This is a genomic window from Streptomyces sp. NPDC051913 (assembly GCF_044593635.1).
GTDB lineage: Bacteria > Actinomycetota > Actinomycetes > Streptomycetales > Streptomycetaceae > Streptomyces.
The window spans coordinates 155,706-178,439 of sequence record NZ_JBIUCI010000001.1; the positions used below are offsets into that span (position 1 = coordinate 155,706).

The following is a 22,734-nucleotide window of genomic DNA, read 5'->3' on the forward strand; positions in this document are numbered from 1 at the left end:
CGTAGGGGAGGAGGGGGGTGGGTAGGCGAGTCGGTTTAGCGGAAGGTCCGGGATGTGGACGCCCGTGGACAGCCAGGAAAGAGCCAGCCACCAACTGGAGCGGCAGCGCCGATCAGCCGCCGGCCCGCCCGGCGCGCTCTGCCTCACCGGCGCCGAGGACACCGTCGAAGACCGCGTCCGCACCCCCGTCCGCCTGGTCCGCGCCGTGCCTGCGCTCCATCAACTCCCGCACGAGCTGGACGAGTTCGGCCGGCTCGAAGGGCTTGGCGAGGAAGGCGTCGACACCGACGTCGAGGCCGCTCTCGACCTCGTACTGCGTACAGGCGCTGACGATGGCGAGCGGCAGATCACGGGTCCGGGGGTCGGAGCGCAGCCGAGCGGCGGTACGAAGCCCGTCAAGGCGGGGCATCACGACATCAAGGGTCACCACATCGGGCCGCACCTGATGCACGACATCCAGACACTCGGCACCATCGGCCGCGGTCACGACCTCGAGACCCTCCAGCTCGAGATTGACCCTGATCAACTGCCGGATGACCTTGTTGTCGTCCACAACAAGCACCCGGCCCGACGCGCCTGGCACAACTCGAGAGTAGGTCCGGACCGGCCACCGCGTCCGGGTTTTCCCGACTTCCACCCGTACCAGGGACCGCGACCCCCTCTGACCGCCGGAAATACCTGTTCATGAAGACCCCATCGAAGCTGGTAGGGTTCTACCCGTCGCCGCGCACAGCGCAGCGGACGCCCGCGTAGCTCAGGGGATAGAGCAACGGTCTCCGGAACCGTGTGCGCAGGTTCGAATCCTGCCGTGGGCACAGCACTGAGAGCGGGACCCAGTCCGACTGGGTCCCGCTCTTTTTTGTTTTGGGGTCGTGAGCTTTGCCACAGATCGTTCGCAGGTGTGGGTCAACTTCGCTGCCGGGTTGGGTAGTTGAGGCGTTTCTTCGTTCGTTGATCGTTTGCGGAACGTAAGGAACGGGCCGGTTTTTGTTTCAACAATGGCCTTTCCGGCTTTCGTCCCGTTCACTCAGAACCGTCCCCCGCAAGGCAGTTCAGACTACGGGAAGCATGTACGGCTATGTCCAATTCGTCCGAGACGTCTGAAGTCCCGATAAATCCACACACAGTTGGCGTCGCCGAGGTGATCCCCGGCGACCTGGTGGCCCTGTCACCCGGGGACGTGGAACGGCAGCGCTGGTACGTCGTGACGCACACGCTGCCCGAGTCGCCGGAGACGATCCGGATGTCGCTCCGGCCGCCGCTCGGCGGGGTGGACCGGGACGTGGTGCTCGGCCGGGAGGGGACCGTCACCGTCGCCTGTCACCGGCTGGACGCGGCGGCCGTGCCCCGGCTGTCCTCGCCGCCGCTCGACGACGTGGCGTTCCGGGACGGCGACCGGGTCGGCTCGGTGCGGGCCGTCGATCCGCGTGCCGTCGAGGTGACGTACGTGCGGCGTTGGGGCGCCTGGCACCGGGATCTCGACGTGTGTGCGGAGGAGTCGGTGACGGACTCGGAGGTGCGGGGGTGGGCTCGTGACGCCGACCGGGAGGGGTATGTCGTACGGCATCACCCCCGGCCGGCGCGGGAAGCCGCCGCCGGTGGGCCGCGGCGGGTGGTCGTCACCGGGCTCGGGGCCGTGACTCCGCTCGGGGTGGGGGTCGATGAGTTGTGGCGGGGGCTGCTCGACGGACGGCACGGGATACGGGAGCTGGACGGGGACGAGTTCGGTGAGCTGCCCGTGCGGGTGGCCGGGACCGTGCCTGTCGATCCTGCCGCGTTGCTGCCACGGGCCGCTGCGCGGCGGATGAACCGGGCCGCCCAGTTCGCCGTGCTCGCCGCGCGCGAGGCATGGGCCGACGCCGGGTTCGTGGACGGGGGGACCCGGGAGAGCGGGCTCGCGCCCGAGCGGGTCGGGGTGAGTCTGGGGGCCATCCTCGGGGACGCCTCCGTGCTGGTCGGCGGCGATCGGAAGCTGCGGGAGAAGGGGCCCCGGGGCGTCTCACCGCTCACCACGCCGATGACCGTGCCCTCTCAGGCCGCCTCGCAGGTCTCCCTCGATCTGCACATCACCGGCGAGGCCCGGACCGTGACCAGCGCGTGCGCCTCCGGCACCGAGGCGATCGGGCAGGCCATCGACCGCATACGGTACGGCCGCGTCGACGTCGCCCTCGCGGGCGGTGCGGAGGCCGTCGTGACGCCCGCGATCATGGCGTCGTTCGCCTCGATGCGGGCGTTGTCCCAGGCCGGGCTGGAGGACGGGCGTTCGCCCTCACGGCCGTTCGCCAAGGACAGGGGCGGGTTCGTGAACGGCGAGGGCGCGGGGGTGCTGGTCCTGGAGGCCGAGGAGCACGCCCTCGCCCGGGGCGCGCGCATCTACTGCGAGGCCGCGGGGTGGGGGCTGTCCGCCGACGCGCACCACATGGCCGCGCCCGATCCTTCGGGCAGCGGGGTCGCGCTCGCGCTGCGGCGGGCCGTGCGGGACGCCGGGGGGCATGTCGTGGACGTCGTCCATGTGAACGCGCACGCCACGGCGACCGTGGAGGGGGATCTGGCCGAGGCGGGCGCGCTGCGGGCCGTGTTCGGGAACCGGTCGATGTCCGGGGCCGTGCCGGTGACCGCGCTCAAGGGACACCTCGGGCATCTGCAGGGGGCAGCGGGCGGGGTGGAGGCCGTGGCCACCGTACTGACGCTGCATCACGGAGTCGTGCCGCCGACCGTGGGGTGTGCGGACGTGGACGACGACGTGGAACTGGACGTGGTGACGGAGGCTCCGCGGGAGTTGCCGGTGAGCGGGGATCTGGCGCTCAGTAATTCGTTCGGGTTCGGGGGGCACAACGCGGTGCTGGCCCTGCGGCGGATGGGCCGAGAAACGGTGGAGTGAGGGGCGGCGGGGCCCAGCGGGGTTCGGGTTCGGGTCCGAAGCCGGTTCCGGGTCCGGGTCCGGGTCCGGGTCCGGGTCCGGGTCCGGGTCCGGGTCCGGGTCCGGGTCCGGGTCAGGGTCCGGGTCAGGGTCAGGGTCAGGGTCAGGCCGAGCGTTTGCGTGGTGTGGTCTTTTTCGCCGATGTCTTCTTCGCCGTACCCGTCGATGCCGACGCCGTCCTCTTCGCCGCCGCCGTCTTCTTGGCCGAGCCCGACGCCGTCTTCTTCGCCGCCGTCGACTTCTTCGCAGATGCCGATGCCGACGCCGATGCCGAAGTCGTCTTCTTCGGCGTCGTCTTCGACGTCGACTTCCTGCCGGTCGCCGGCTTCGGGGTCGTGCGGGACGTCTTGCGCTGCGGGAGCTGTCTGACCTCCGCCGGTTCCTCGCCGCGGGACTCCTTCGCCTCGCGCACGCTCTTCTCCAGGGCAGCCATGAGGTCGAGGACCTTGCCGCCCTTGGCCGGTTCCGGGGACTCCGGCGGGCTCTCGCCGGCGGCCTTCGCGGCGACGACCTCCTCCAGTGCCTCGCGGTACTCGTCGTGGAGGTCTTCGAGGTCGATCTCGCCCAGGGTGTCCATGAGGGCGTCGGCGAGGTCGAGTTCCTTGTCGTTGACGGTGACCTTGGTGTCGGGGGCGACGCCCTGGGGGGCGCGGACCTCGTCCGGCCACAGCAGGCCGTGCATGGCAATCGCGTCGTCGACCACCCGCAGCATCCCGAGCCGCTCCCTCCCCCGCAGCGCGTACTTGGCGATCGCCACCTTGTTGCTGCGCTTCAGCGCTTCCCTGAGAAGCGTGTACGGCTTCGCCGCGGGGGCGCCACCCGCCGCGAGGTAGTACGCGGCGTCCATCTGGAGCGGGTCGATGCGGTCGGCCGGAACGAAGGCCACGATCTCGATCGTCTTCGCCGTCGGCAGCGGGAGGTGGGAGAGGTCGTCGTCGGTGATGGGGATGATCGTGCCGTCCGCGTCCTCGTAGCCCTTGCCGATCTCGGCCCCGCTGACCTCCTTCTCCTCCAGCTCGCACACCTTGCGGTAGCGGATGCGGCCGCCGTCCTCCAGATGGATCTGGCGGAAGGAGATCGAGTGGCTCTCGGTGGCGTTGACCAGCTTGATCGGGATGCTGACCAGCCCGAACGAGATCGCACCGTTCCATATGGATCGCACGGTCAGTACCCTTTCGACACATAACGGTCGGTATCACATTATTTGCATGAGATTCTCATCGTATGACGCCGATCACGGAGGTGGAGGGCCGCCGGCTCGCGCTCAGCAACCTGGAGAAGGTGCTGTATCCCGCGACCGGGTTCACCAAGGGCGAGGTGCTGCACTACTACGCCACGACCGCCGACGCCCTCCTCCCCCACCTGCGGGGCCGCCCGGTCTCCTTCCTGCGCTACCCGGACGGGCCCGACGGGCAGGTGTTCTTCGCCAAGAACGTGCCGCCGGGTACGCCCGACTGGGTCACCACCGCCGAGGTGCCGAGGTCGGAGGGGCCGGCCCGGATGGTCGTCGTACAGGATCTGCCGTCGTTGATGTGGGCGGCCAACCTGGTGACCGAGTTCCACACACCGCAGTGGGTCGTCGGCGCGCCGGCCGAGGCCGACCGGATGGTCTTCGACCTCGATCCCGGGCCGCCCGCCTCCGTCGTCGAGTGCTGCGAGGTGGCGCTGTGGCTGCGGGAGCGGCTCGCGGCGGACGGGATCGCGGCGTACGCCAAGACGTCCGGGTCGAAGGGGCTGCATCTGCTGGCGGCGGTGCGGCCGACGCCGTCCGAACGGGTGTCGGAGTACGCCAAGGAGCTCGCCGTGGCCGCCGAGCGGGCGATGCCGCAGCGGGTCGTGCACCGGATGACGCGGAGCCTGCGGCCCGGGAAGGTGTTCGTCGACTGGAGCCAGAACGCCGCCCGGAAGACCACCGCCACCCCGTACACCCTGCGCGCCCGCCCCGAGCCCAGCGTCTCCGCGCCGGTCACCTGGACTGAGGTCGAGGAGTGCCGGTCGGCCCGTCGACTCGCCTTCCTGGCACCGGACATCGGGCCTCGGTTGCAGGACTACGGCGATCTGCTCGCGCCGCTCCTCGACGCGCGCTCCGCGGGACGGCTGCCCCCGCTCCCCTGACGGCCCGCCCCGCCGCGCGCCCGATCCACGCGGCCCGGCGCGCCCGCACCGACGGCAGCCCGGCCACCACGGCCGACCCGGAGGGGACGCCGACGCCGTACCCGGACGGGACAGCGACGCCCACGGGCACGACCGGATCAGTGCTTCAGCCGGCTCAGCGCCCGCACCGCCACGGGACCCGGCACCACCACCCGCCGGGCACCACTCAGCCCGCGGACGCCCACGTGGTGCGGTCCCGTGCCATCGCGTGCAGCGCCTCCACGTCCGCCGGCTTCAGCACCCCGCCGAGCCGGGCCAGGGACTCCACCTCGGTGTCCTCGATGACGCGGACCTCGCGCAGCGGGGCCGTGACGCGTACGTCCGTCGGGCCGACGAGGGCGAGGACCGGGTGGACCTCGGCGGTCAGGGCGTAGGAGGCGCGGTCGGCGTCGGCGCGGACGCGGCGCAGCAGCGGGTGGGGGTCGTGGCGGCCCAGGGTGACCATGGGGTCGGCGACCGTCACCCGTTGCTTGCGGGCGTACAGGGTGTGGATGGCGAAGAGGCCGCCGGGGCCGATCGCGAGGTGGTGGACGCGGTCGCCGCCGGGGAGCGGGAGCGAGTGGAGGGCGTGCCAGCCCGCCCCGTCGAGCCGGTCGAGGGCGTCCCCCACCGTCTGCTCGGCCAGCAGGGCCCGGCGGCGCGGGTCCGGGCGCAGCCGGTGCGGCGGGCCCGGGTCGCGGTCGAGGGCGATCTGGAGGGCCTCGCCGGGACGGTTGGGCGCCAGGTCGTCGTCCGGGTGGAGGGTGAGCCGGGCCAGTTCCGCGGGGGTCGGCACGGCGGGCGGTCCGACCGCGACCGGGCCCGTCAGGAACGGGCCGAGCACCTCCAGTACGTCCTCCCTGCTCGCCTCGCTGAGCAGGTTGACCCGGGCCGCCTCCCTGTCGTACCAGGCGACGTTCCGCCCGTCCGTCAGGCACACGTAGAGCCGCTCCTGACCATGGCGCCAGGTCGGTACGACGCGCAGTCCGCTCATGCACCATCACCCCCTGACCATGGGAACAGGCGGGGTGCTCCAGGGGCAAGAAGGCGGATACCTTTGGGGGTGGTTGGGAGGTAGTTGGGAGGGGGAGTTGGGGAGGCGTTATTGCGTACCCGCAGGAAGCAGCCCGACGTACCGGCCCCGGACCGTCCCTGGAACGAGATCGTGCCTGGCCTGTGGATGGGCGGACACGAGTTCAGGGGACCCTCGGGGCAACGGGAACTGGCCGTCGTACGGGACGAGTTCGATCTCGTCCAGACTCTGCTCAGGCTGCCGGGGCACGGGCCCGACCCCGGCGTGGAACACCATGTGTGGCCGATACCTGACGGGCCTTTGGACGGGACCCAGCTCGCGGGAGTGATCCGCCTGGCGCGGGCCGCGAGTGAAGCCGTCGACGAGGGCCGCAAGGTCCTCGTCCGCTGTTTTCACGGTTACAACCGCTCGGGGCTGGTCGTGGCGCACGCCCTGGTCCGAGCCGGGCACTCCGCCGAGGAGGCGATCCGCACGATCCGGGACCGCCGCTCACCCTGGGCGCTGCACAACGACCTGTTCGTCGACTATCTGCGGGCCGGACTGCCCACAGCACGGCTGCTGGAGGAGCTGGCCGAATAGTTCCCGTCCCGGGCGGGTGCGACGGGCACGACGGGTGCGCAAAAAGGACTTGCGTACGAATAAGGTGTACGGGCCGGTAGTCGTCCCTCGCCTGTTCCGCCCCGCCCGCCCCACCTGCCCGCCCCTGGAGCACAGTGCCACGCCCCTTCCGTACCGCCCTCGCCACCGCCCTGCTGCTGGCCACCGCCGCGGGCTGCGGTGACGCGGGCGGCCTCCAGGGCGCGGGCTCCACCCCGACCGCGACCAGCCCGGCCAAGCTCTGGCCGCAGCTGACCCCGGCGTCCAGCCCCGCCTGGGACTACGACGACGGCGAGGCCGAGGTCATGAAGGGCGTCACCGTGCCCGGTGACGACGTCCGCGCGGTGGATCCTGTGGCCGTCGTGCGGGCGGAGATCCGCCAGCACCCGGAGGCCTACACCGGCGCCAAGGCGACCTACCGCGAGACGACCCGCCGGATGGCGTACTGCGGCGAGACGCCCGCGGACAGCCGGTGCCCCGTCCTCAGGGCGTACTACCGCGACCTCACCGGCGACGGACACGCGGATCTGACGCTGGGCTTCCGGCTGCTGCCGGGCAACCAGACCGCCGTGCGCGTCTACACCGTGCAGGGCGGCCGGCTGGTCCAGGTCATGAGCAACGACGACTCGGTGAGCGAGGTCGAGCTGGCCGGGCACTCCGTGATCATCCACGCGCCGTCCGCCCTCGCGGACTACGAGTACCGGTTCCAGTGGACCTGGGACCCGGACCAGCACGTCTTTCTGCTCACCCACGACGAGATGCTGCACATCGGCAAGAGGCCGAAGGCCTCCCCCACCCCCTCGGCGAGCCCCTGATGCGGCTCGCGCTGCCGCGGTGGACCGGCACGCTCGCCCTGAAGGCCCTCGTCTTCATCACGGTCATGTGCTGTGGGCTGGCCGCGCTGCTCGGCATCCTGGTGCATGTCTCGGTGACCAACCAGACCGTGGGGCAGGCCCGTGACCTGGCGCTGTCCCGGCTGGCGGACGCGACCTCGGCCTACGAGGCCGGGGACACGCTGCTGCCGGGCGCGGGCGTCGACCCGCCCGGGCTGCCCGCGTCGCTGCGGGCCCTCGCGGTGGCGGGCGACCGCGGCACGATGGTCGCCGATCACGAGGGGCGCCCCACGATGTGGGCGGCCGGTCCGGCCGACGGCGACCGGGCCCTCGCCGTCGTCGTCGACTACTCCCAGCAGGCCCGTACGATCAACGCCCTGGACCGGGCGATCCTGTGGTCCTCGGCTCTCGCCATCGGGGCGACGCTGCTGGTCGGCGCGTTCGCGGTGACCCGGGTGACCCGGCGGCTGCACGCCACCGCGCGGGTGGCCCGGCGGATCAGCGGCGGTGACCTGGACGCCCGTGTCGACGATCCGCGCACCAAGGATCCGACGCGGCCTCAGGACGAGGTGGCCGCGGTCGCCGCCGCGCTGGACTCCATGGCGGCCTCGTTGCAGGGCAAGCTGCTGAGCGAGCAGCGGTTCACGGCCGACGTGGCGCACGAGTTGCGGACGCCGCTGACGGGGCTGCACGCGGCGGCGGAGCTGCTGCCGCCGGGGCGGCCGACGGAGCTGGTGCGGGACCGGGTGGCCGCGCTCAGGACGCTGACGGAGGATCTGCTGGAGATCTCGCGCCTGGACACGGGGCGGGAGCGGCTGGATCTGGACGCGGTGCCGCTGGGGGCGCTGGCGGAGCGGGTGGTGCGGGCGTCGGGGACCGACACCGAGGTCAGGGTCGTGCGGAGTGTCGTCGTGGAGACGGATCGGCGGCGCCTCGAACGGGTGTTGGGGAACCTGGTGGCCAACGCGCACCGGCATGGGCGGACGCCGGTGTCGCTGACGGTCGACGGGGCGATGGTGACCGTTCGGGACCATGGGGACGGGTATCCGGAGTACCTGGTCGAGCATGGTCCGCAGCGGTTCCGTACGGAGGGTGGGGCGAAGGGGCATGGGCTGGGGCTGACCATCGCGGTCGGGCAGGCGGAGGTGTTGGGGGCGGAGCTGAGTTTCCGGAACGCCGTCGACGGAGGAGCCGTCGCCGTACTCACCCTGCGCGGTTCCCCGCACCCCTGAGCGGCGTTCTCCTATGGCCCAGTCAAAAGGGCGCCCCTGACACACCCCTCTTAATGTGGCGATTAGTCAAGTTCGCCCCCTTCGTGGAGGTTCCGCCATGTCCCTGCGCTCCCGTCTCTCCATATCCCTCGTCGCCGGCGCCCTGCTCGCCGCCACCGCCGCCGTGCCCGCCGTCGCGAACGACGACTGGGAAGGCGAGCGCGGCGACTCGGGAAACAACCAGCAGCAGTGGGGGAGCAACCAGCAGCAGCACCAGCAGCACCAGAACCCGCGCCTGTACCGGGGTGTCGTCACGGCGAGCACGCTGAATCTGCGCAGCGCGCCGAACCGCGGATCGCAGATCATCCGGACCGCCTACCGGGGCGAGGTCGTGTCGATCTTCTGCAAGACGCCCGGCCAGACCGTCCAGGGCAACCCGCTCTGGTACCTCCTCACGGACGGCACCTGGGCGTGGGGTGCCGCGCGGTACATCGACAACATCGGGGCGGCGCCACGCTGGTGCTAGGAGACTAGGAAGACAAGTCTCCCTATTTGGGTAGGTTCCGGACATGACCAAGGCCGGAACCACCGTGGCTCAAGCGGATCCCCCCGCTCCCGCTGTACGTCTCCCCCGGCGCCGTGGCATCGAACTCGCCCTCCTCGTCGTCGCCGTACTGCTCTCCGTGTACGGCTACTGCGCGGTCGGCCTCGCCCGACACGGCACCGTCCCGCCCGGCGCCGCCGGTTACGGCGCCGGGCTCGGCGTGCTCGCGCTCGTCGCACATCTCGCGGTGCGCTACCGGGCGCCGTACGCCGATCCGCTGCTGCTGCCGATCGGCGTGCTGCTCAACGGCCTCGGTCTGGTCCTCATCTACCGGCTCGACCTGGAGACGCCGGACGACCGGGCGGCGCCCACCCAGCTCGTGTGGTCCACGGTCGGTGTGGCGCTGTTCATCGTGACCGTGCTGTTCCTGCGGGACCACCGGGTGCTCCAGCGGTACGCGTACGTGTGCGTCGCCGCCGCGCTCGTGCTGCTGGTCCTCCCCATCGCCTTCCCCGCCGTGAACGGGGCCCGGATCTGGATCCGGATCGCCGGATTCTCCATCCAGCCGGGCGAGTTCGCGAAGGTGCTCCTCGCGGTGTTCTTCGCCGCCTACCTCGCCGCCAACCGCAACGCGCTCGCCTACGCCGGACGCCGGATCTGGCGGCTCCAGCTGCCGACCGGGCGGGTGCTCGGGCCGATCGTGGCGATCTGGCTGCTGAGTGTGCTGGTGCTGGTCCTGGAGCGGGACCTCGGGACCTCGCTGCTGTTCTTCGGACTCTTCGTGGTGCTGCTGTACGTCGCCACCGGGCGCACCGGCTGGATCGCGGTGGGGCTGCTGCTGGCCTCGCTGGGAGCGGTCGCCGTCGGCTGGCTCGAACCGCATGTGCACAGCAGGGTGCAGGACTGGCTGCATCCGTTCGCCACCATCGAGGCCGGTCAGGGCCCCAACCAGCTGTCGCAGTCGCTGTTCGCCTTCGCCGCCGGCGGGACGATGGGCACCGGGCTGGGGCTCGGGCACTCGACGCTCATCGGCTTCGCCACCAAGTCGGACTTCATCCTGGCGACGGCCGGCGAGGAGCTGGGCCTCGCGGGCCTCTCGGCGATCTTCCTGCTGTACGGGCTGCTCGTGGAGCGCGGCTACCGGGCGGGCCTCTCCCTGCGTGACCCGTTCGGGCGGCTGCTCGCGGTCGGGCTCGCGTCGATCGTGGCGTTGCAGGTGTTCGTCATCGCTGGCGGGGTGACCGGGCTGATCCCGCTGACCGGCATGGCGATGCCGTTCCTGGCCCAGGGCGGCTCGTCGGTGGTCACCAACTGGGCGATCGTGGCCCTGCTGATCCGGGTGAGCGACTCGGCGCGCAGCCAGTACGACGGGGGGGCCGCGGCATGACCCGGAACATCCGGATGACCCGCTACATCCGCCACGCCGCCTGCTTCTGCGCCCTGCTGCTGGTGGCGCTCCTCGTCAACGCCACCCGCATCCAGGTCTTCCAGGCCCAGTCCTACGACGACAACACGGCCAACCGCCGTACCGAGATCGCCCGTTACGGCCAGCCGCGGGGCGACATCCTGGTCGGTGACTCGGCGGTCACCGGCTCGAAGGACACGGACGGGCGGCTGCGCTATGAACGGACCTACCCGAAGGGCCCGTTGTACGCGCCGGTGACCGGCTTCGCCTCGCAGATCTACGGCACGACCTTCCTGGAGCACGCCGAGGACGACCTCCTCTCCGGCACGGACCCGATGCTGTCGGCGTTCCCGCTGTGGAACGACCTGACGCGGCGCCAGAACCCGGGCGGCGACGTCGTCACGACCATCGACAAGGCCGCCCAGCGGGCCGCCTACGAGGGGCTCGCCGGGCGCAAGGGCGCGGTCGCCGCGGTGGAGCCGTCGACCGGGCGCGTTCTCGCGCTGGTGACGAGCCCGTCGTACGACCCCCAGGTGCTGTCGGGGAACGACGCGGCGGTGGAGCGGTCCTGGGCGCGGCTGAACGCGGACCCCGACAAGCCGATGCTCAACCGGGCGGTACGGCAGACCTATCCGCCGGGATCGACCTTCAAGGTCGTCACCCTGGCCGCCGCGCTGGACGCGGGGGTGGTCACGGACGTCGACGAGGCGACCGACTCCCCCGATCCGTACACCCTGCCGGGCACCACGACCTCGCTCACCAACGAGTCCACGGGGTGTGAGGACGCGCCGATCCGGGCCGCGTTCATGTGGTCCTGCAACACGGTCTTCGCACGGCTCGGTGTGCGGGTGGGGGTGAGCGACATGGCGGCCACGGCGGCGCGGTTCGGCTTCAACGACACCGGTCTCGGGATCCCGTACTCCGTCGCCGAGTCGACCTTCGACGTGTCCGTGGACAAGGCACAGCTCGCGCTGTCGTCGATCGGGCAGTACAACACGCGGGCGACGCCGTTGCAGATGGCGATGGTGTCGGCGGCCGTCGCGAACGGCGGGCAGATCCGCTCGCCGTACCTCGTGGAGCGGACGACGCGGTCGGGCGGGACGACGGTGGCGACGGCGGGTTCGCGGCCGGTGCGGCAGGCGATGCATCCGGCGACGGCGGTGCGGCTGAAGGAGCTGATGGAGGAGGTGGTGACCGAGGGCACCGGCACGAACGCCGCGATCCCGGGGGCGACCGTGGGCGGCAAGACCGGTACCGCGCAACACGGCGTCGACAACTCCGGTACGCCGTACGCCTGGTTCATCTCCTGGGCGCAGGGCGAGCGTGACCTGGAGCCGAAGGTCGCGGTCGCCGTGGTGGTGGAGGACGCGGAGGCGGACCGGGGGGAGATCAGCGGGGGCGGGGACGCGGCGCCGATCGCGCGGGCGGTGATGGAGGCGGTGCTCACCGACTGAGACGGGGGTACCGCCGCCCGGACTCCCGACCTACCGTTCGGTACATGACTTCAGCCGCCGCGTACGAACTCGCCCAGGTCAACATCTCCCGCCTCAAGTTCCCGCTGGACTCACCGGAGTTGAAGGACTTCGTCGATGCGCTGGACCCGGTCAACGCCTCCGCGGAGGCAGCCGACGGCTATGTCTGGCGCCTTCAGTCGGAGGGCGGCGACGCGACCGACATCAAGGTCTTCGGCGACGACTGGCTGATCATCAACCTCACGGTGTGGCGCAACACCGACGCACTGACCGCCTTCATGTACCAGGGGCAGCACCGCGAGCTGCTCTCCCGCCGCCGGGAGTGGTTCGAGAAGGTGACGGAGGCGATGACGGCGCTGTGGTGGGTACCGGCCGGCCACCGTCCGACGGTCGCCGAGGCCGAATCCCGCCTGCTGCATCTGCGGGCCAACGGCCCCACCTCGTACGCCTTCACCCTGCGGACGTCGTTCCCGGCGGGGGCTTCGGATCCGGTGTCGCTCGCGGTGCCGGAGGATCTGGGCTGCGGGGTCTAGGTGGTGTCCGGGGTCTCGGTGTTCATGGAGTCCCCCGGTCGATCATGTTCTGCACTTCGGCGACCCGGTCGTGCTCCTCCGCGGCGAACCGCTCCGCGTCCAGTTTCTCGGCGATCTCCTCGTCCTGCGCCATCAGCAGGTCGAGGTTCGAGTCGCCCATCCCGAAGACCCCCATGTCGACGTAGGCCTGCTGGAGCCGTTTGCCCCACAGGCCGATGTCCTTGACGCACGGGACGATCCGGGAGAACAGCAACTGACGGAAGAGGGCGAGGAACTCGGACTGTTCGCTGTACTCCTCGGCCTCGGCGGTGGGGATGCCGAAGTTCTCCAGGACCTCGACGCCCCGGAGGCGGTCGCGCATCAACCAGCAGCCCTCGATGACGAATTCCTCGCGCTCGCGGAGTTCGGCGTCGGACAGCTGCTTGTAGTAGTCGCGCAGCGCCATGCGCCCGAAGGCCACATGCCGCGCCTCGTCCTGCATGACGTAGGCGAGGATCTGCTTCGGCAGCGGCTTGTCGGTGGTGTCGCGGATCATGCCGAAGGCGGCGAGCGCGAGGCCCTCGATGAGGACCTGCATACCGAGGTAGGGCATGTCCCAGCGGCTGTCCCGGAGCGTGTCGCCGAGCAGGGACCGGAGGTTGTCGTTGATCGGGTACAGCGTCCCGATCTTCTCGTGCAGGAACCGGCCGTAGATCTCCGCGTGCCGGGCCTCGTCCATCACCTGGGTCGCCGAGTAGAACTTCGCGTCGAGGTCGGGGACGGACTCGACGATCCGCGCGGCGCAGACCATGGCTCCCTGCTCACCGTGCAGGAACTGGCTGAACTGCCAGGAGGCGTAATGCTGTCGCAGCTCGCCCTTGTCCTTCTCGGTGAGCTTCGCCCAGTGCTTGGTGCCGTAGAGGGACATGGACTCGTCGGGGGTGCCGAGCGGGTCGTACGGGTCGACCTCCAGCTCCCAGTCGATGCGCTTCTGCCCGTCCCACTGCTTGTCCTTGCCCTTCTGGTAGAGCGCGAGGAGACGTTCGCGTCCATCGTCGTACTCCCAGCTGAAACGCGCCGCGCCGGTCGCCGGCACCTGCCAGTGGGGGTCTCCCGGATCCGTGGCGTACAGGTCGAAAGTCGGCATGTCCCGCAGGCTGCCCCTTCGTAGACCGGCGGTCAACAAGTCGTGCGCAAGGGATTGACGAGCTTGCTGACAAGCAGTCTCATAACCTCATGACGACGCTCACGGAAGCCGATGCGCTCGCGGGGCTGCGCGATGCGCTCGGCCTGCTCAAGGACCGGGAGCAGGTGGCCGAGCGGCTGCTCGACTCCTCCGCCAAGCACTCCTTCGACCCCGACAAGGAACTCGACTGGGACGCGCCCTTCGAAGAGGGCAAGTGGTTCTGGCCGCCCGAGCTGGTGTCGCTGTACGACACCCCGCTGTGGAAGCGGATGAGCGAGGAGCAGCGCATCCTGCTCTCCCAGCACGAGGCCGCCGCGCTGGCCTCGCTCGGCATCTGGTTCGAGCTCATCCTCATGCAGCTGCTCGTGCGGCACATCTACGACAAGGCCGCTACGAGCGCGCATGTGCGCTACGCGCTCACCGAGATCGAGGACGAGTGCCGGCACTCGAAGATGTTCGCGCGGCTGATCTCGCACGGAGACACTCCGTGGTACCCGGTGAGCCGGGCGCACCAGCAGCTGGGCCGGCTGTTCAAGACCATCTCGACGACGCCGGGGTCGTTCACCGCCACGCTGCTCGGCGAGGAGGTCCTCGACTGGATGCAGCGGCTGACGTTCCCGGACGAGCGGGTGCAGACGCTGATCCGGGGGGTCACGCGGATCCATGTCGTGGAGGAGGCACGCCATGTCCGGTACGCCCGCGAGGAGCTGCGGCGGCAGATGGTGACCGCGCCGCGCTGGTCGCAGGAGTTCACGCGGGTGACGTCCGGGGAGTTCGCGCGGGTGTTCTCGGTGGCGTTCGTGAATCCCGAGGTCTACACGAACGTGGGGCTGGACCGGCGGGAGGCGCTGGCTCAGGTGAAGGAGAGTGGGCATCGGCGGGAGGTCATGCAGACGGGGGCGAAGAGGCTGACGGACTTCCTGGATGACATCGGGGTGCTGCGGGGGGTAGGGCGGCGGCTCTGGAAGTCTTCGGGGTTGCTGGCTTGAGTGTTGACTGCGGGCCGGTGGGGGCTGGTCGCGCCCACGCGGCGGAGCCGCACATCGATACAGCCCCGCGCCCCTTGAGGTGAGTGCACCGGACGCGCCCCAAAGGGGCGCGGGGAACTGCGCGACCAGCCACGACGCACCCGCAGACGCACGACTACGCTGCACTCATGACCCCTGCCGCGCCCGCCTATCGCCGCCTGAGTGTCGAGGAGCGGCGCAGTCAGCTTCTTGAGGCCGCTCTAGGGCTCTTCGCGCACCGCGTACCCGAGGACGTCTCCCTCGACGACGTGGCCGAGGCGGCCGGGGTCTCCCGTCCCCTCGTGTACCGGTACTTCCCCGGCGGCAAGCAGCAGCTCTACGAGGCCGCTCTGCGGTCCGCCTCCGAAGAGCTCCAGCAGTGCTTCGACGAGCCTCACGAAGGCCCGCTGCTCGACCGGCTCTCGCGGGCCCTCGACCGGTATCTCGCGTTCGTCGATCAGCACGACGCCGGGTTCAGCGCGCTGCTCCAGGGCGGAAGCGTGGTGGAGACCTCGCGCACGACGGCCATCGTGGACGGCGTACGGCGGGCCGCCGCCCAGCACATCCTCAGCCATCTCGGGGTCACCGAGCCCAGCCGGCGGCTGCGGATGACCGTACGGATGTGGATCACGGCCGTTGAGGCGGCCTCGCTGCTGTGGCTGGACGACGACAAGGAACCGCCGGTCGAGGAGTTGCGGGACTGGCTGGTGGAGCAGTTCGTCGCCGTGCTGTCGGTGACCGCGCGGCGCGACCCGCAGACCGAGGCGCTGGTGCGGGCCCTCGGGGCGGATGGCTGACACTGGTGGCGTGAAGAGCGAAGACACCCCCTTCGAGGGCGGTCCCATGGACGGCCGCGTCCTTCCGGTCCTCCTCGGCCCGACCGGGCACCCGCCCAAGCAGTACCGCATCCCCGTCCCGGACCCGGACGGCGGTCCGCCCACCGTGCTGATCTACCGCCGGGTGCCGCGCGGGCACAGCAGGCTGGGACTCCAGCAGGGGTGGAAGTACGCGTACGAACCCGAGGGCAGGCCGGCGCGGCTCAGGTGGCCGTGGTCCAAGCCCGACGCCACGCCGGGCGGCAAGCCGGACGACACCGACGGGTGACCTGGTTGCGCCGAACCGCGTACACCCGGCGCGCGCGGGCGGGGCGCCCGTCCCATGCTCGCGGTGCGGAGCAGAGAGGCTGCTACGCACCGGAGGTGATGACGTGTCAGGAAGGCTTCTGCGTCTGGTGTGTACGGCGGCGGTGGCGGCCGGCATCGTCCTCGCGCCCTTGCCCGCGGCGGCCGTACCGGAGCCGCCCGCGCCCGACGACCGAAGCGTCTCCGAGCTGCTGACGGATCTTCAGCGGCTGTACCAGGAGGCCGAGGAGGCGACCGAGACGTACAACGCCACCGCGGAGAAGCTGAAGGAGCAGCGGGCCGAGGTGCGCCGGCTCGACGGCCGGCTGGCGCGGGCCCGGCTCTCGCTCCACGACAGCCGGGGGGCCGCGGGACGCCTCGCCCGGCAGCAGTACCAGAACAGCACCGACATCTCGCCGTACGTACGCCTGCTCCTGGCCCGTGATCCGCAGCACGCGCTCGATCAGGGCCATGTGATCGGGCAGTTGGCGCGGGAGCGGGCCGAAGCGGTGGGCCGGCTGACGGGAAGCGAGAAGAAGGCCGACGGACTGGCCCGCGCCGCGCGCAAGGCTCTCGACCGGCAACTCACCCTCGCCGTACGGCAGAAGAAGGACCGGGACGGCGTACGGAGGAAGCTGGACGACGTCGAGGAGCTGCTCGCCTCCCTGACGGAGGAACAGCTCGGCGCCGTCGCCGAGTTGGAGCGGACGGACGTCGAGGCGGCTCAGGAGGACCTCGTCACCTCGGGCGCCCTGGGCAGTGGCGAGGACTCGGGCGAGCCGACGCGGGCGGCGGACCGGGCCGTGCGGTACGCCGTCCAACAGCTCGGGAAACCGTACGAGTGGGGGGCCGAGGGGCCCGAGGCGTACGACTGCTCAGGGTTGACGTCGCAGGCCTGGGGGCATGCGGGCAGGCCCGTTCCGCGGACCAGTCAGGAGCAGTGGGCCCGGCTGCCGCGGGTTCCGCTGCGTGAGCTCCGGCCCGGCGACCTGGTGGTCTACTTCCCGAAGGCGACCCATGTGGCCATGTATCTGGGCGGCGGGCAGGTCGTGCAGGCCCCGCGGACGGGTGAGAAGGTCAAGGTCTCCCCTCTCGCTTCCCACCCGATCCTGGGGGCGGTGCGCCCGGACGGAGCTCAGGACAAGGACGCCAGGTAGGCCGCTGTCTTCTCCGGCTCGTAGAAGAAGTTCTCGAAGTCGGACGGGTCGTTGAAGGCGTTGGCGAAGCGGTCGGCGGCGGGCTGCAACTGGCCCGCCGCGCCGATGAGGTTGAGGATGTGCTCCGGCGGCGGGGCCAGCATCGCGTTCGTCCACTTGGTGACGTGCTGGGCGGTGTCCCAGTAGCGGTCGAACGTGCCCTGCATCCACTCCTCGTCGAACTCCTTCTCCCCGCGCTCCAGGATCGAGGCGAGGTAGGAGGCCGCGCACTTGGAGGCCGAGTTGGAGCCCTGTCCCGTGATCGGATCGTTGGCGACGACGACGTCCGCGACGCCGAGGACGAGTCCGCCGCCAGGGAGGCGGCCGATCGGGTTGCGGACGGTCGGGGCGTAGCGCCCGGCCAACGTGCCGCCCGCGTCGGTGAGTTCGACGTTCGTGGCCCGCGCGTGCTCCCAGGGCGTGTACCGCTCCATGAGTTCCAGGGTCAGGGAGAGGTGCTGCGCCGGGTCCTTGACGCCGTTGAAGACGTCGAGCGGGCCGCCGGGTATGCCCTCCCAGAACAGGATGTCGGCGCGGCCCGAGGTGGTGAGCGTCGGCATGATGAACAGCTCGCCGACGCCGGGGACGAGGTTGCAGCGGACCGCGTCGAACTCCGGGTGCTCGGGGCGCGGGCCGAGGCCGTGGACGTAGGAGACGGCGAGGGCGCGCTGGGGTTCGGTGTAGGGGGAGCGCTCGGGGTCCCGGGCGAACATCGAGACCAGCTCGCCCTTGCCCGCCGAGACCAGCACCAGGTCGTACGTACGGGAGAAGTAGTCGAGGTCGGAGACCGCCGCGCCGTGGATGACGAGTTGGCCGCCGCGCTGGGCGAAGGTCTCCATCCAGCCGGCCATCTTCACCCGCTGGTCGACCGACTGCGCGTACCCGTCGAGCTTGCCCACCCAGTCGATGGCACGGGCCGCCGGGCCCTCCCCCCACGACCCGGGGGCCGCGACCGAGACGCCGAGTCCTTCGATCTTCGGGGCCTGGGACTCCCAGAAGTTCAGCTGGAGATCGCGCTCGTGCTGCAGTGCCGTGTGGAACATGCACTGCGTCGACATGACGCGGCCGGAGCGGATCTCGTCCGCCGTCCGGTTCGACATCAGGGTGACCTCGTACCCGTGCGACTGGAGTCCGAGGGCGAGCTGGAGTCCGGACTGACCGGCTCCTACGACGAGTATCTTCCGCATGCGGGTGGTGACTCCTTGGTGGGTGCTACTCGGGGGTTTCGTCCAGGGCGTGGCCGACCAGGGAGAGCAGGGTCTCGATCACCGAGATCCGGCGGCGCGCGTCCATGATCATTACAGGTATGTGCGCCGGGATCGTCAACGCCTCCCGCACGTCCTCCGGTTCGAAGAGCTCGCTGCCGTCGAAGTGGTTGACCGCGACGACGTACGGCAGTCCGCAGCTCTCGAAGTAGTCCAGCGCCGGGAAGCAGTCCTTCAGGCGGCGTGTGTCGGCCAGGACGACGGCGCCGATCGCACCGCGCACCAGGTCGTCCCACATGAACCAGAAGCGCTGCTGGCCCGGCGTGCCGAACAGGTAGAGCACCAGGTCGTCGTCGAGCGTGAGGCGGCCGAAGTCCATGGCCACGGTGGTCGTCAGCTTGCCGGGCGTGGCGGTGAGATCGTCGGTCTCCTCGCTCGCCTCGGTCATCAGCGCCTCGGTCTGCAGAGGCGTGATCTCGGAGACGGCGGTGACGAGGGTGGTCTTGCCGACGCCGAAACCGCCGGCGACCACGATCTTCGTCGCGACCGGGGCCCGGGTTCGGTCCGTCTGCCAGGACTTCAGGTCCTCGTCGGTGTCCGCACCGACGTTCTCAAAGACGACGGAGTCCATTCAGCACCCTTTCGAGCAGAGCGCGGTCCGGACGGCCGGTGCCGTGACCGGTGCCGGTGCCGTACACACGGATCTTTCCCTGGTCCGCGAGGTCGCTGAGCAGCACCCGGACCACGCCGAGCGGCATCTTCAGCAGCGCGGCGATCTCGGCCACCGTACGCATCCGGCGGCAGAGTTCGACGATGGCCCGCATCTCGGGCATGACCCGGGTGTTGAGGGAACCATTCGTCAGTTCTTTCCGCTCTTCCGGGGCCTCAAGGGCCGCGACGAACGTCTCCACGAGGAGGACGTGGCCGAAGCGCGTACGGCCGCCGGTGAGCGAGTAGGGGCGGACGCGGGCGGGCTTGCGGTCGCCGCCGCGGACGGGAAGGTGGGGGCGATCGGTCATCGGGTGCTCCCTGCCGATTGGGTCTCGCTCTCCAGGGATTTTCGTAGCTCGCTGCGGAGTTCGGGCGTCAGGACATGGCCGGCGCGGCCCACGAACAGGGCCATGTGGTACGCCACGACGCTCATGTCGCAGTCCGCGGAGCCGTGCACTCCGAGCAGCGAGCCGTCGCTGATCGACATCACGAACAGGCTGCCCTCGTCCATCGCGACCATGGTGTGCTTGACCGGGCCGGACTCCATGAGCTTGGCGGCGCCGATGGTCAGGCTGCCGATGCCGGAGACGATGGTGGCGAGGTCGGCCGACGATCCGCGCGGGCCCTTGATCTCGGGGGCGCGGGTGCGGGCCTCGTCGTTTCGGCCGGGGTCGGAGGAGAGCAGGAGCAGGCCGTCCGATGAGACCACCGCTACTGACTGGATGCCCGGCACCTCCTCGACCAGGTTCGTCAGCAGCCAGTGCAGGTTGCGGGCTTCACTGCTCAGTCCGAAGGTACTGGGCGCGGTCAACTGCTTGCCTCCTCGGGAGTGCCCCCCGTGGCTTCTTCGGACTGTGCGGGCGTCCTCGTCTGCCCCGTCTGTTCGGCGATCTCTGCTTCCACGTCGCGGTAGCCGGCATCCGCCCCCCGGCGGAAGCCACCGAGCCTACGGCGGAGGGCCTCGGCGTCGACGGAGGCGCTGCGCTGGCGGGGCGGTTCCGCCGGTGCCGTGATCTTCGGGGTGCGCTTGGGGAGGCCCTTGGCGGTGAGTTGTTCGTCGTCGGGGGCGCGGTGGTGTTCCGCCTCGGCCTCGCCTTCGCCGGCCGCTGGTGGTTCGGCGGTGGGCTCCGGCACCGGGGCCAGGAGCTCCATCGTCGTCTCCGACGGGGTCTCCTCCGCCGCCGGCTCCCGCTCCCGTACGGCCTTCTCCGCCGCCGGCCCCTGCTCCCGTACGGTCTTCTCCGCCAGCTCCACCAGCGGGTCCCCCGCGCCCCCCGAACGGCCCGGCAGGACGTTGGAGTTGGCCTCCGCGTCGGCGCCCGGGAGGGAGAAGGAGTGGGTCGTGGCCGACAGCGGGGAGGTCGCGGACGGTACCGCCGCCGAGGGCGCGGCCGCCAGCAGCGACTTCGGCAGGACCACGACCGCCGCGATGCCGCCCTGCTTCTGCTCGCGCAGCCGGACGCGGACGCCGTGGCGGTGGGCCAGGCGGGCGACGACGTAGAGGCCGAGGCCGAGACCCTCCTCGCCCTCCTGGTCGTACGGGGAGTCAGGGTCGAACTCGGCGAGGCGGGAGTTGAGGCGGTCCAGACGGTCCTCGGTCATGCCGATGCCCTCGTCCTGGACGGAGAGCATGACCTCGCCGCTCTCCAGGAGCCAGCCGGAGACCTCGACGGGCATGTCCGGCGGGGAGAACGAGGTGGCGTTCTCCATCAGTTCGGCGAGGAGGTGGGAGAGGTCGTCGGCGGCGAAACCCGCGACGTGCGCGTGCGGGGGCAGGGCGGCGATGCGGACCCGCTCGTAGCGCTCGATCTCGCTGACCGCGGCCCGGACGACGTCCACCAGCGGGACCGGGCCCGCGTGCTGCTGGACGTGTTCCGTGCCCGCGAGGACCAGGAGGTTCTCGCTGTGGCGGCGCATGACGGTGGCGAAGTGGTCGAGCTTGAAGAGGGTCGCGAGGCGGTCGGGATCCTGCTCGCGCTCCTCCAGGCCCTCGATGACGGCCAGTTGGCGCTCGACCAGGCCGAGCGTGCGCAGCGCGAGGTTGACGAAGGTGCCGCCGATGCTCTCCCTGAGCCGGGTCAGCTGGGCGGCGGAGTCGGCGAGTTCGGCGCGGAGTTCCTCGCGGGCGTCGGCCATCTTCTGGCGCTGGGCGACGAGGTGTTTGCGGTCGGCCTCAAGGGTGGTGATCCGGCCCTGGACGCCGAGGACGTGCGCGTGCAGCGTGTTGACGGAGCGGACGACCTGGGCGAACTCGTCGTTGCGGCCGGTGAACTTGACGGGTTCCGCGGTGGCCGGGTCCTCCGTCGTGGCGAGGCGCGCGGTGCCCAGCCGCAGGACCGCCAGCGGGCGGGTGAGGGTGCGGGCCATGGCGGTGGCGATGCCGACGGCTAGCAGCATGAGGGCGCCGAGGACCGCGATGCGGATCTCCCAGGCGGTCACGTCGTCGTCGCGGAGCTGGGCGAGGTCCTCGGTGCGCTGGTGGTAGAGCGCGGACTCCACGCCGCGCATCAGCTCGACACGGGCCGAGAGGGCGGCGTCGAGTTTCTTGGCGCTGGTGTCGAGTTCGCGGTCGGAGAGGGTGGGCTGGTCGGTGAGGGAGGCCAGGTACTTCTCGGCGGAGTTGACCTCGGGGCCGGTGACGGTGGAGTCGTAGCGGGCCGCGGTGTCCTTGGGCGCGGTCTCGTGGAAGTCGGCGAGCGCGGCGTCGGAGCGGAGGCGGGCCTGCTGGGCGGCGGCGGTGAGGGCGGCGCGCTGCTTGGCGTCGGCCTCGGAGGTGGTGGTGACGGTGGAGGCGATCCCGGTGATGGGGTCGGTGACCGTCTGGGTGCTGCTGGGCACGCTCAGGGCGGCGAGCAGCAGACCGCGGGTGGCGGCGGCCTGCTGGACGGCGGAGTCCAGCTCGGCCAGGGAGTACGCGCCGGAGCCTGCGCGGGGCGGCAGCTGCTCGGCCAGTTGCTCGGCGAGGCGGTGCAGCTCGGTGATGGTGGCGGAGTAGGAGGCGTGCGCTTCGAGAGCGGTGCTCTTGCCGGTGAGCACCGCTCTGCGCAGGGCGGCGATCCCGTCGAGGTCGGCACGGAGGTCGGCCGGGGTGTCGGTGTCGGCGCGCAGTTCCTCGACCTGCCGGTCGACGCGGGCGCTGCGCTGCTCGGACGGCGCCTTGGAGCGAGGGCGCCCGGCGGCGACGTACGACGTCACCTCGTCCCGCTCGTCGGCGAGCGCGTGGGCGAGGGCGAGCGCGTCCTGGGTCTGCTCGGCGAGGGTCACCAGGTCCTGGGAGTCGCTGAGGTCCTGGGAGGCGGCGAGTACGGACGGGGCTCCGGCCCCGGCGATGGCGGCGGCCACGACGGCGACGGCCACGATGAGCCGGTTGCGTACGTGGGTGGGGCGACCCTTGCCCACGACGGCCCCGTCAGGGGCGGGGGCGGAGGTGGTGTCGGCGGAGGCCGTCTGCTTGCTCGTACGACGAGGCCGCGTCTTCTGCACCGGTGCTCGCATTCCTGACTCGTGTACCCATGGGCCCGGGTGACGCTCCGTCAACTGACGGGTACTCCCGGTACGGTTCCCGACCCTCCCAGCGCCAGTGGGCAGTGGTCGTGCATCACCCGACCCGCCACTCGAAGGAGTGAACCCCGGAGGGGAGTTGGGGAG

22 protein-coding genes and 1 tRNA gene are annotated in these 22,734 nt (G+C 71.0%); 14 read left to right on the top strand and 9 right to left on the bottom strand.

Annotated elements, in window-relative coordinates:
• Positions 1 to 112 precede the first annotated feature (112 nt).
• Complete coding sequence (locus ACIHIX_RS00695) at positions 113 to 637, bottom strand: response regulator (protein ID WP_399948284.1); 525 nt, start codon at positions 635 to 637, stop codon at positions 113 to 115.
• 106 nt (positions 638 to 743) lie between these two features.
• Between ACIHIX_RS00695 and ACIHIX_RS00700 the strand changes: the two genes are divergently transcribed.
• Positions 744 to 815, top strand: a tRNA-Arg gene (locus ACIHIX_RS00700).
• Between the two features lie 263 nt (positions 816 to 1,078).
• A complete protein-coding gene (locus ACIHIX_RS00705) occupies positions 1,079 to 2,881 on the top strand; it encodes a beta-ketoacyl-[acyl-carrier-protein] synthase family protein (RefSeq protein ID WP_399948286.1) in 1,803 nt (600 codons plus the stop codon).
• A 142-nt stretch (positions 2,882 to 3,023) separates the two neighbouring features.
• Here the strand turns inward: ACIHIX_RS00705 and ACIHIX_RS00710 are convergent, their stop codons facing one another.
• Positions 3,024 to 4,082 carry a Ku protein gene (locus tag ACIHIX_RS00710; protein WP_399948288.1) on the bottom strand — a complete coding sequence of 353 codons (1,059 nt, stop codon included), beginning with the start codon at positions 4,080 to 4,082 and terminating at the stop codon, positions 3,024 to 3,026.
• A gap of 62 nt (positions 4,083 to 4,144) precedes the next feature.
• On the opposite strand from ACIHIX_RS00710, the gene ligD reads away from it, so the two are divergent.
• Entirely contained in the window at positions 4,145 to 5,035 is an 891-nt protein-coding gene (ligD, locus tag ACIHIX_RS00715; RefSeq protein ID WP_399948290.1) for a non-homologous end-joining DNA ligase, read from the top strand.
• 205 nt (positions 5,036 to 5,240) lie between these two features.
• On the opposite strand, the gene ACIHIX_RS00720 is transcribed toward ligD, so the two are convergent.
• On the bottom strand, positions 5,241 to 6,047 hold the full coding sequence (locus ACIHIX_RS00720; protein ID WP_399948292.1) for a nuclease-related domain-containing protein: 807 nt from the start codon (positions 6,045 to 6,047) through the stop codon (positions 5,241 to 5,243).
• A 111-nt stretch (positions 6,048 to 6,158) separates the two neighbouring features.
• Here ACIHIX_RS00720 and ACIHIX_RS00725 point away from each other — a divergent pair, with 111 nt between their 5' ends.
• The 7 genes from ACIHIX_RS00725 to ACIHIX_RS00755 all read left to right on the top strand — a co-directional run bounded on the left by ACIHIX_RS00725 (position 6,159) and on the right by ACIHIX_RS00755 (position 12,681).
• Complete coding sequence (locus tag ACIHIX_RS00725) at positions 6,159 to 6,665, top strand: dual specificity protein phosphatase family protein (RefSeq protein ID WP_399948294.1); 507 nt, start codon at positions 6,159 to 6,161, stop codon at positions 6,663 to 6,665.
• A gap of 134 nt (positions 6,666 to 6,799) precedes the next feature.
• Positions 6,800 to 7,498 (top strand): hypothetical protein, encoded by a 699-nt coding sequence (locus ACIHIX_RS00730; RefSeq protein WP_399948296.1) that lies wholly within the window; start codon positions 6,800 to 6,802, stop codon positions 7,496 to 7,498.
• On the top strand, positions 7,498 to 8,748 hold the full coding sequence (locus ACIHIX_RS00735) for an ATP-binding protein (protein WP_399948298.1): 1,251 nt from the start codon (positions 7,498 to 7,500) through the stop codon (positions 8,746 to 8,748). The genes ACIHIX_RS00730 and ACIHIX_RS00735 overlap by 1 nt, the downstream gene beginning before the upstream one ends.
• Before the next feature lie 97 nt (positions 8,749 to 8,845).
• Entirely contained in the window at positions 8,846 to 9,253 is a 408-nt protein-coding gene (locus ACIHIX_RS00740) for an SH3 domain-containing protein (protein ID WP_399948300.1), read from the top strand.
• Positions 9,254 to 9,296: 43 nt separating this feature from the next.
• A complete protein-coding gene (locus tag ACIHIX_RS00745; protein WP_399948302.1) occupies positions 9,297 to 10,658 on the top strand; it encodes an FtsW/RodA/SpoVE family cell cycle protein in 1,362 nt (453 codons plus the stop codon).
• 14 nt (positions 10,659 to 10,672) lie between these two features.
• Entirely contained in the window at positions 10,673 to 12,130 is a 1,458-nt protein-coding gene (locus ACIHIX_RS00750; protein WP_399949986.1) for a peptidoglycan D,D-transpeptidase FtsI family protein, read from the top strand.
• Positions 12,131 to 12,174: 44 nt separating this feature from the next.
• Positions 12,175 to 12,681 (top strand): DUF3291 domain-containing protein, encoded by a 507-nt coding sequence (locus ACIHIX_RS00755; protein WP_399948303.1) that lies wholly within the window; start codon positions 12,175 to 12,177, stop codon positions 12,679 to 12,681.
• Between the two features lie 22 nt (positions 12,682 to 12,703).
• Here the strand turns inward: ACIHIX_RS00755 and ACIHIX_RS00760 are convergent, their stop codons facing one another.
• Entirely contained in the window at positions 12,704 to 13,807 is a 1,104-nt protein-coding gene (locus ACIHIX_RS00760; protein ID WP_399948305.1) for a ferritin-like domain-containing protein, read from the bottom strand.
• Between the two features lie 89 nt (positions 13,808 to 13,896).
• Between ACIHIX_RS00760 and ACIHIX_RS00765 the strand changes: the two genes are divergently transcribed.
• The 4 genes from ACIHIX_RS00765 to ACIHIX_RS00780 all read left to right on the top strand — a co-directional run bounded on the left by ACIHIX_RS00765 (position 13,897) and on the right by ACIHIX_RS00780 (position 17,131).
• On the top strand, positions 13,897 to 14,835 hold the full coding sequence (locus ACIHIX_RS00765; RefSeq protein WP_399948307.1) for a diiron oxygenase: 939 nt from the start codon (positions 13,897 to 13,899) through the stop codon (positions 14,833 to 14,835).
• Between the two features lie 167 nt (positions 14,836 to 15,002).
• A complete protein-coding gene (locus ACIHIX_RS00770; RefSeq protein WP_399948309.1) occupies positions 15,003 to 15,650 on the top strand; it encodes a TetR/AcrR family transcriptional regulator in 648 nt (215 codons plus the stop codon).
• Complete coding sequence (locus ACIHIX_RS00775) at positions 15,643 to 15,957, top strand: hypothetical protein (protein ID WP_399948311.1); 315 nt, start codon at positions 15,643 to 15,645, stop codon at positions 15,955 to 15,957. The genes ACIHIX_RS00770 and ACIHIX_RS00775 overlap by 8 nt, the downstream gene beginning before the upstream one ends.
• A 103-nt stretch (positions 15,958 to 16,060) precedes the next feature.
• On the top strand, positions 16,061 to 17,131 hold the full coding sequence (locus tag ACIHIX_RS00780) for an NlpC/P60 family protein (RefSeq protein WP_399948313.1): 1,071 nt from the start codon (positions 16,061 to 16,063) through the stop codon (positions 17,129 to 17,131).
• Here ACIHIX_RS00780 and ACIHIX_RS00785 read toward each other — a convergent pair.
• The 5 genes from ACIHIX_RS00785 to ACIHIX_RS00805 are packed head-to-tail and all read right to left on the bottom strand — an operon-like array spanning position 17,110 to position 22,569.
• A complete protein-coding gene (locus ACIHIX_RS00785; protein WP_399948315.1) occupies positions 17,110 to 18,357 on the bottom strand; it encodes a styrene monooxygenase/indole monooxygenase family protein in 1,248 nt (415 codons plus the stop codon). The genes ACIHIX_RS00780 and ACIHIX_RS00785 overlap by 22 nt on opposite strands.
• A 25-nt stretch (positions 18,358 to 18,382) precedes the next feature.
• On the bottom strand, positions 18,383 to 19,006 hold the full coding sequence (locus tag ACIHIX_RS00790; RefSeq protein ID WP_399948317.1) for a GTP-binding protein: 624 nt from the start codon (positions 19,004 to 19,006) through the stop codon (positions 18,383 to 18,385).
• The gene (locus ACIHIX_RS00795) at positions 18,987 to 19,394 is read right to left on the bottom strand and encodes a DUF742 domain-containing protein (RefSeq protein ID WP_399948319.1); all 408 of its coding nucleotides are present in this window, start codon (positions 19,392 to 19,394) and stop codon (positions 18,987 to 18,989) included. The genes ACIHIX_RS00790 and ACIHIX_RS00795 overlap by 20 nt, the downstream gene beginning before the upstream one ends.
• Complete coding sequence (locus tag ACIHIX_RS00800; protein ID WP_399948321.1) at positions 19,391 to 19,897, bottom strand: roadblock/LC7 domain-containing protein; 507 nt, start codon at positions 19,895 to 19,897, stop codon at positions 19,391 to 19,393. Before ACIHIX_RS00800 ends, ACIHIX_RS00795 begins: the two co-directional genes overlap by 4 nt.
• Positions 19,894 to 22,569 carry a nitrate- and nitrite sensing domain-containing protein gene (locus ACIHIX_RS00805; protein ID WP_399948323.1) on the bottom strand — a complete coding sequence of 892 codons (2,676 nt, stop codon included), beginning with the start codon at positions 22,567 to 22,569 and terminating at the stop codon, positions 19,894 to 19,896. Before ACIHIX_RS00805 ends, ACIHIX_RS00800 begins: the two co-directional genes overlap by 4 nt.
• Positions 22,570 to 22,734: the final 165 nt, after the last annotated feature.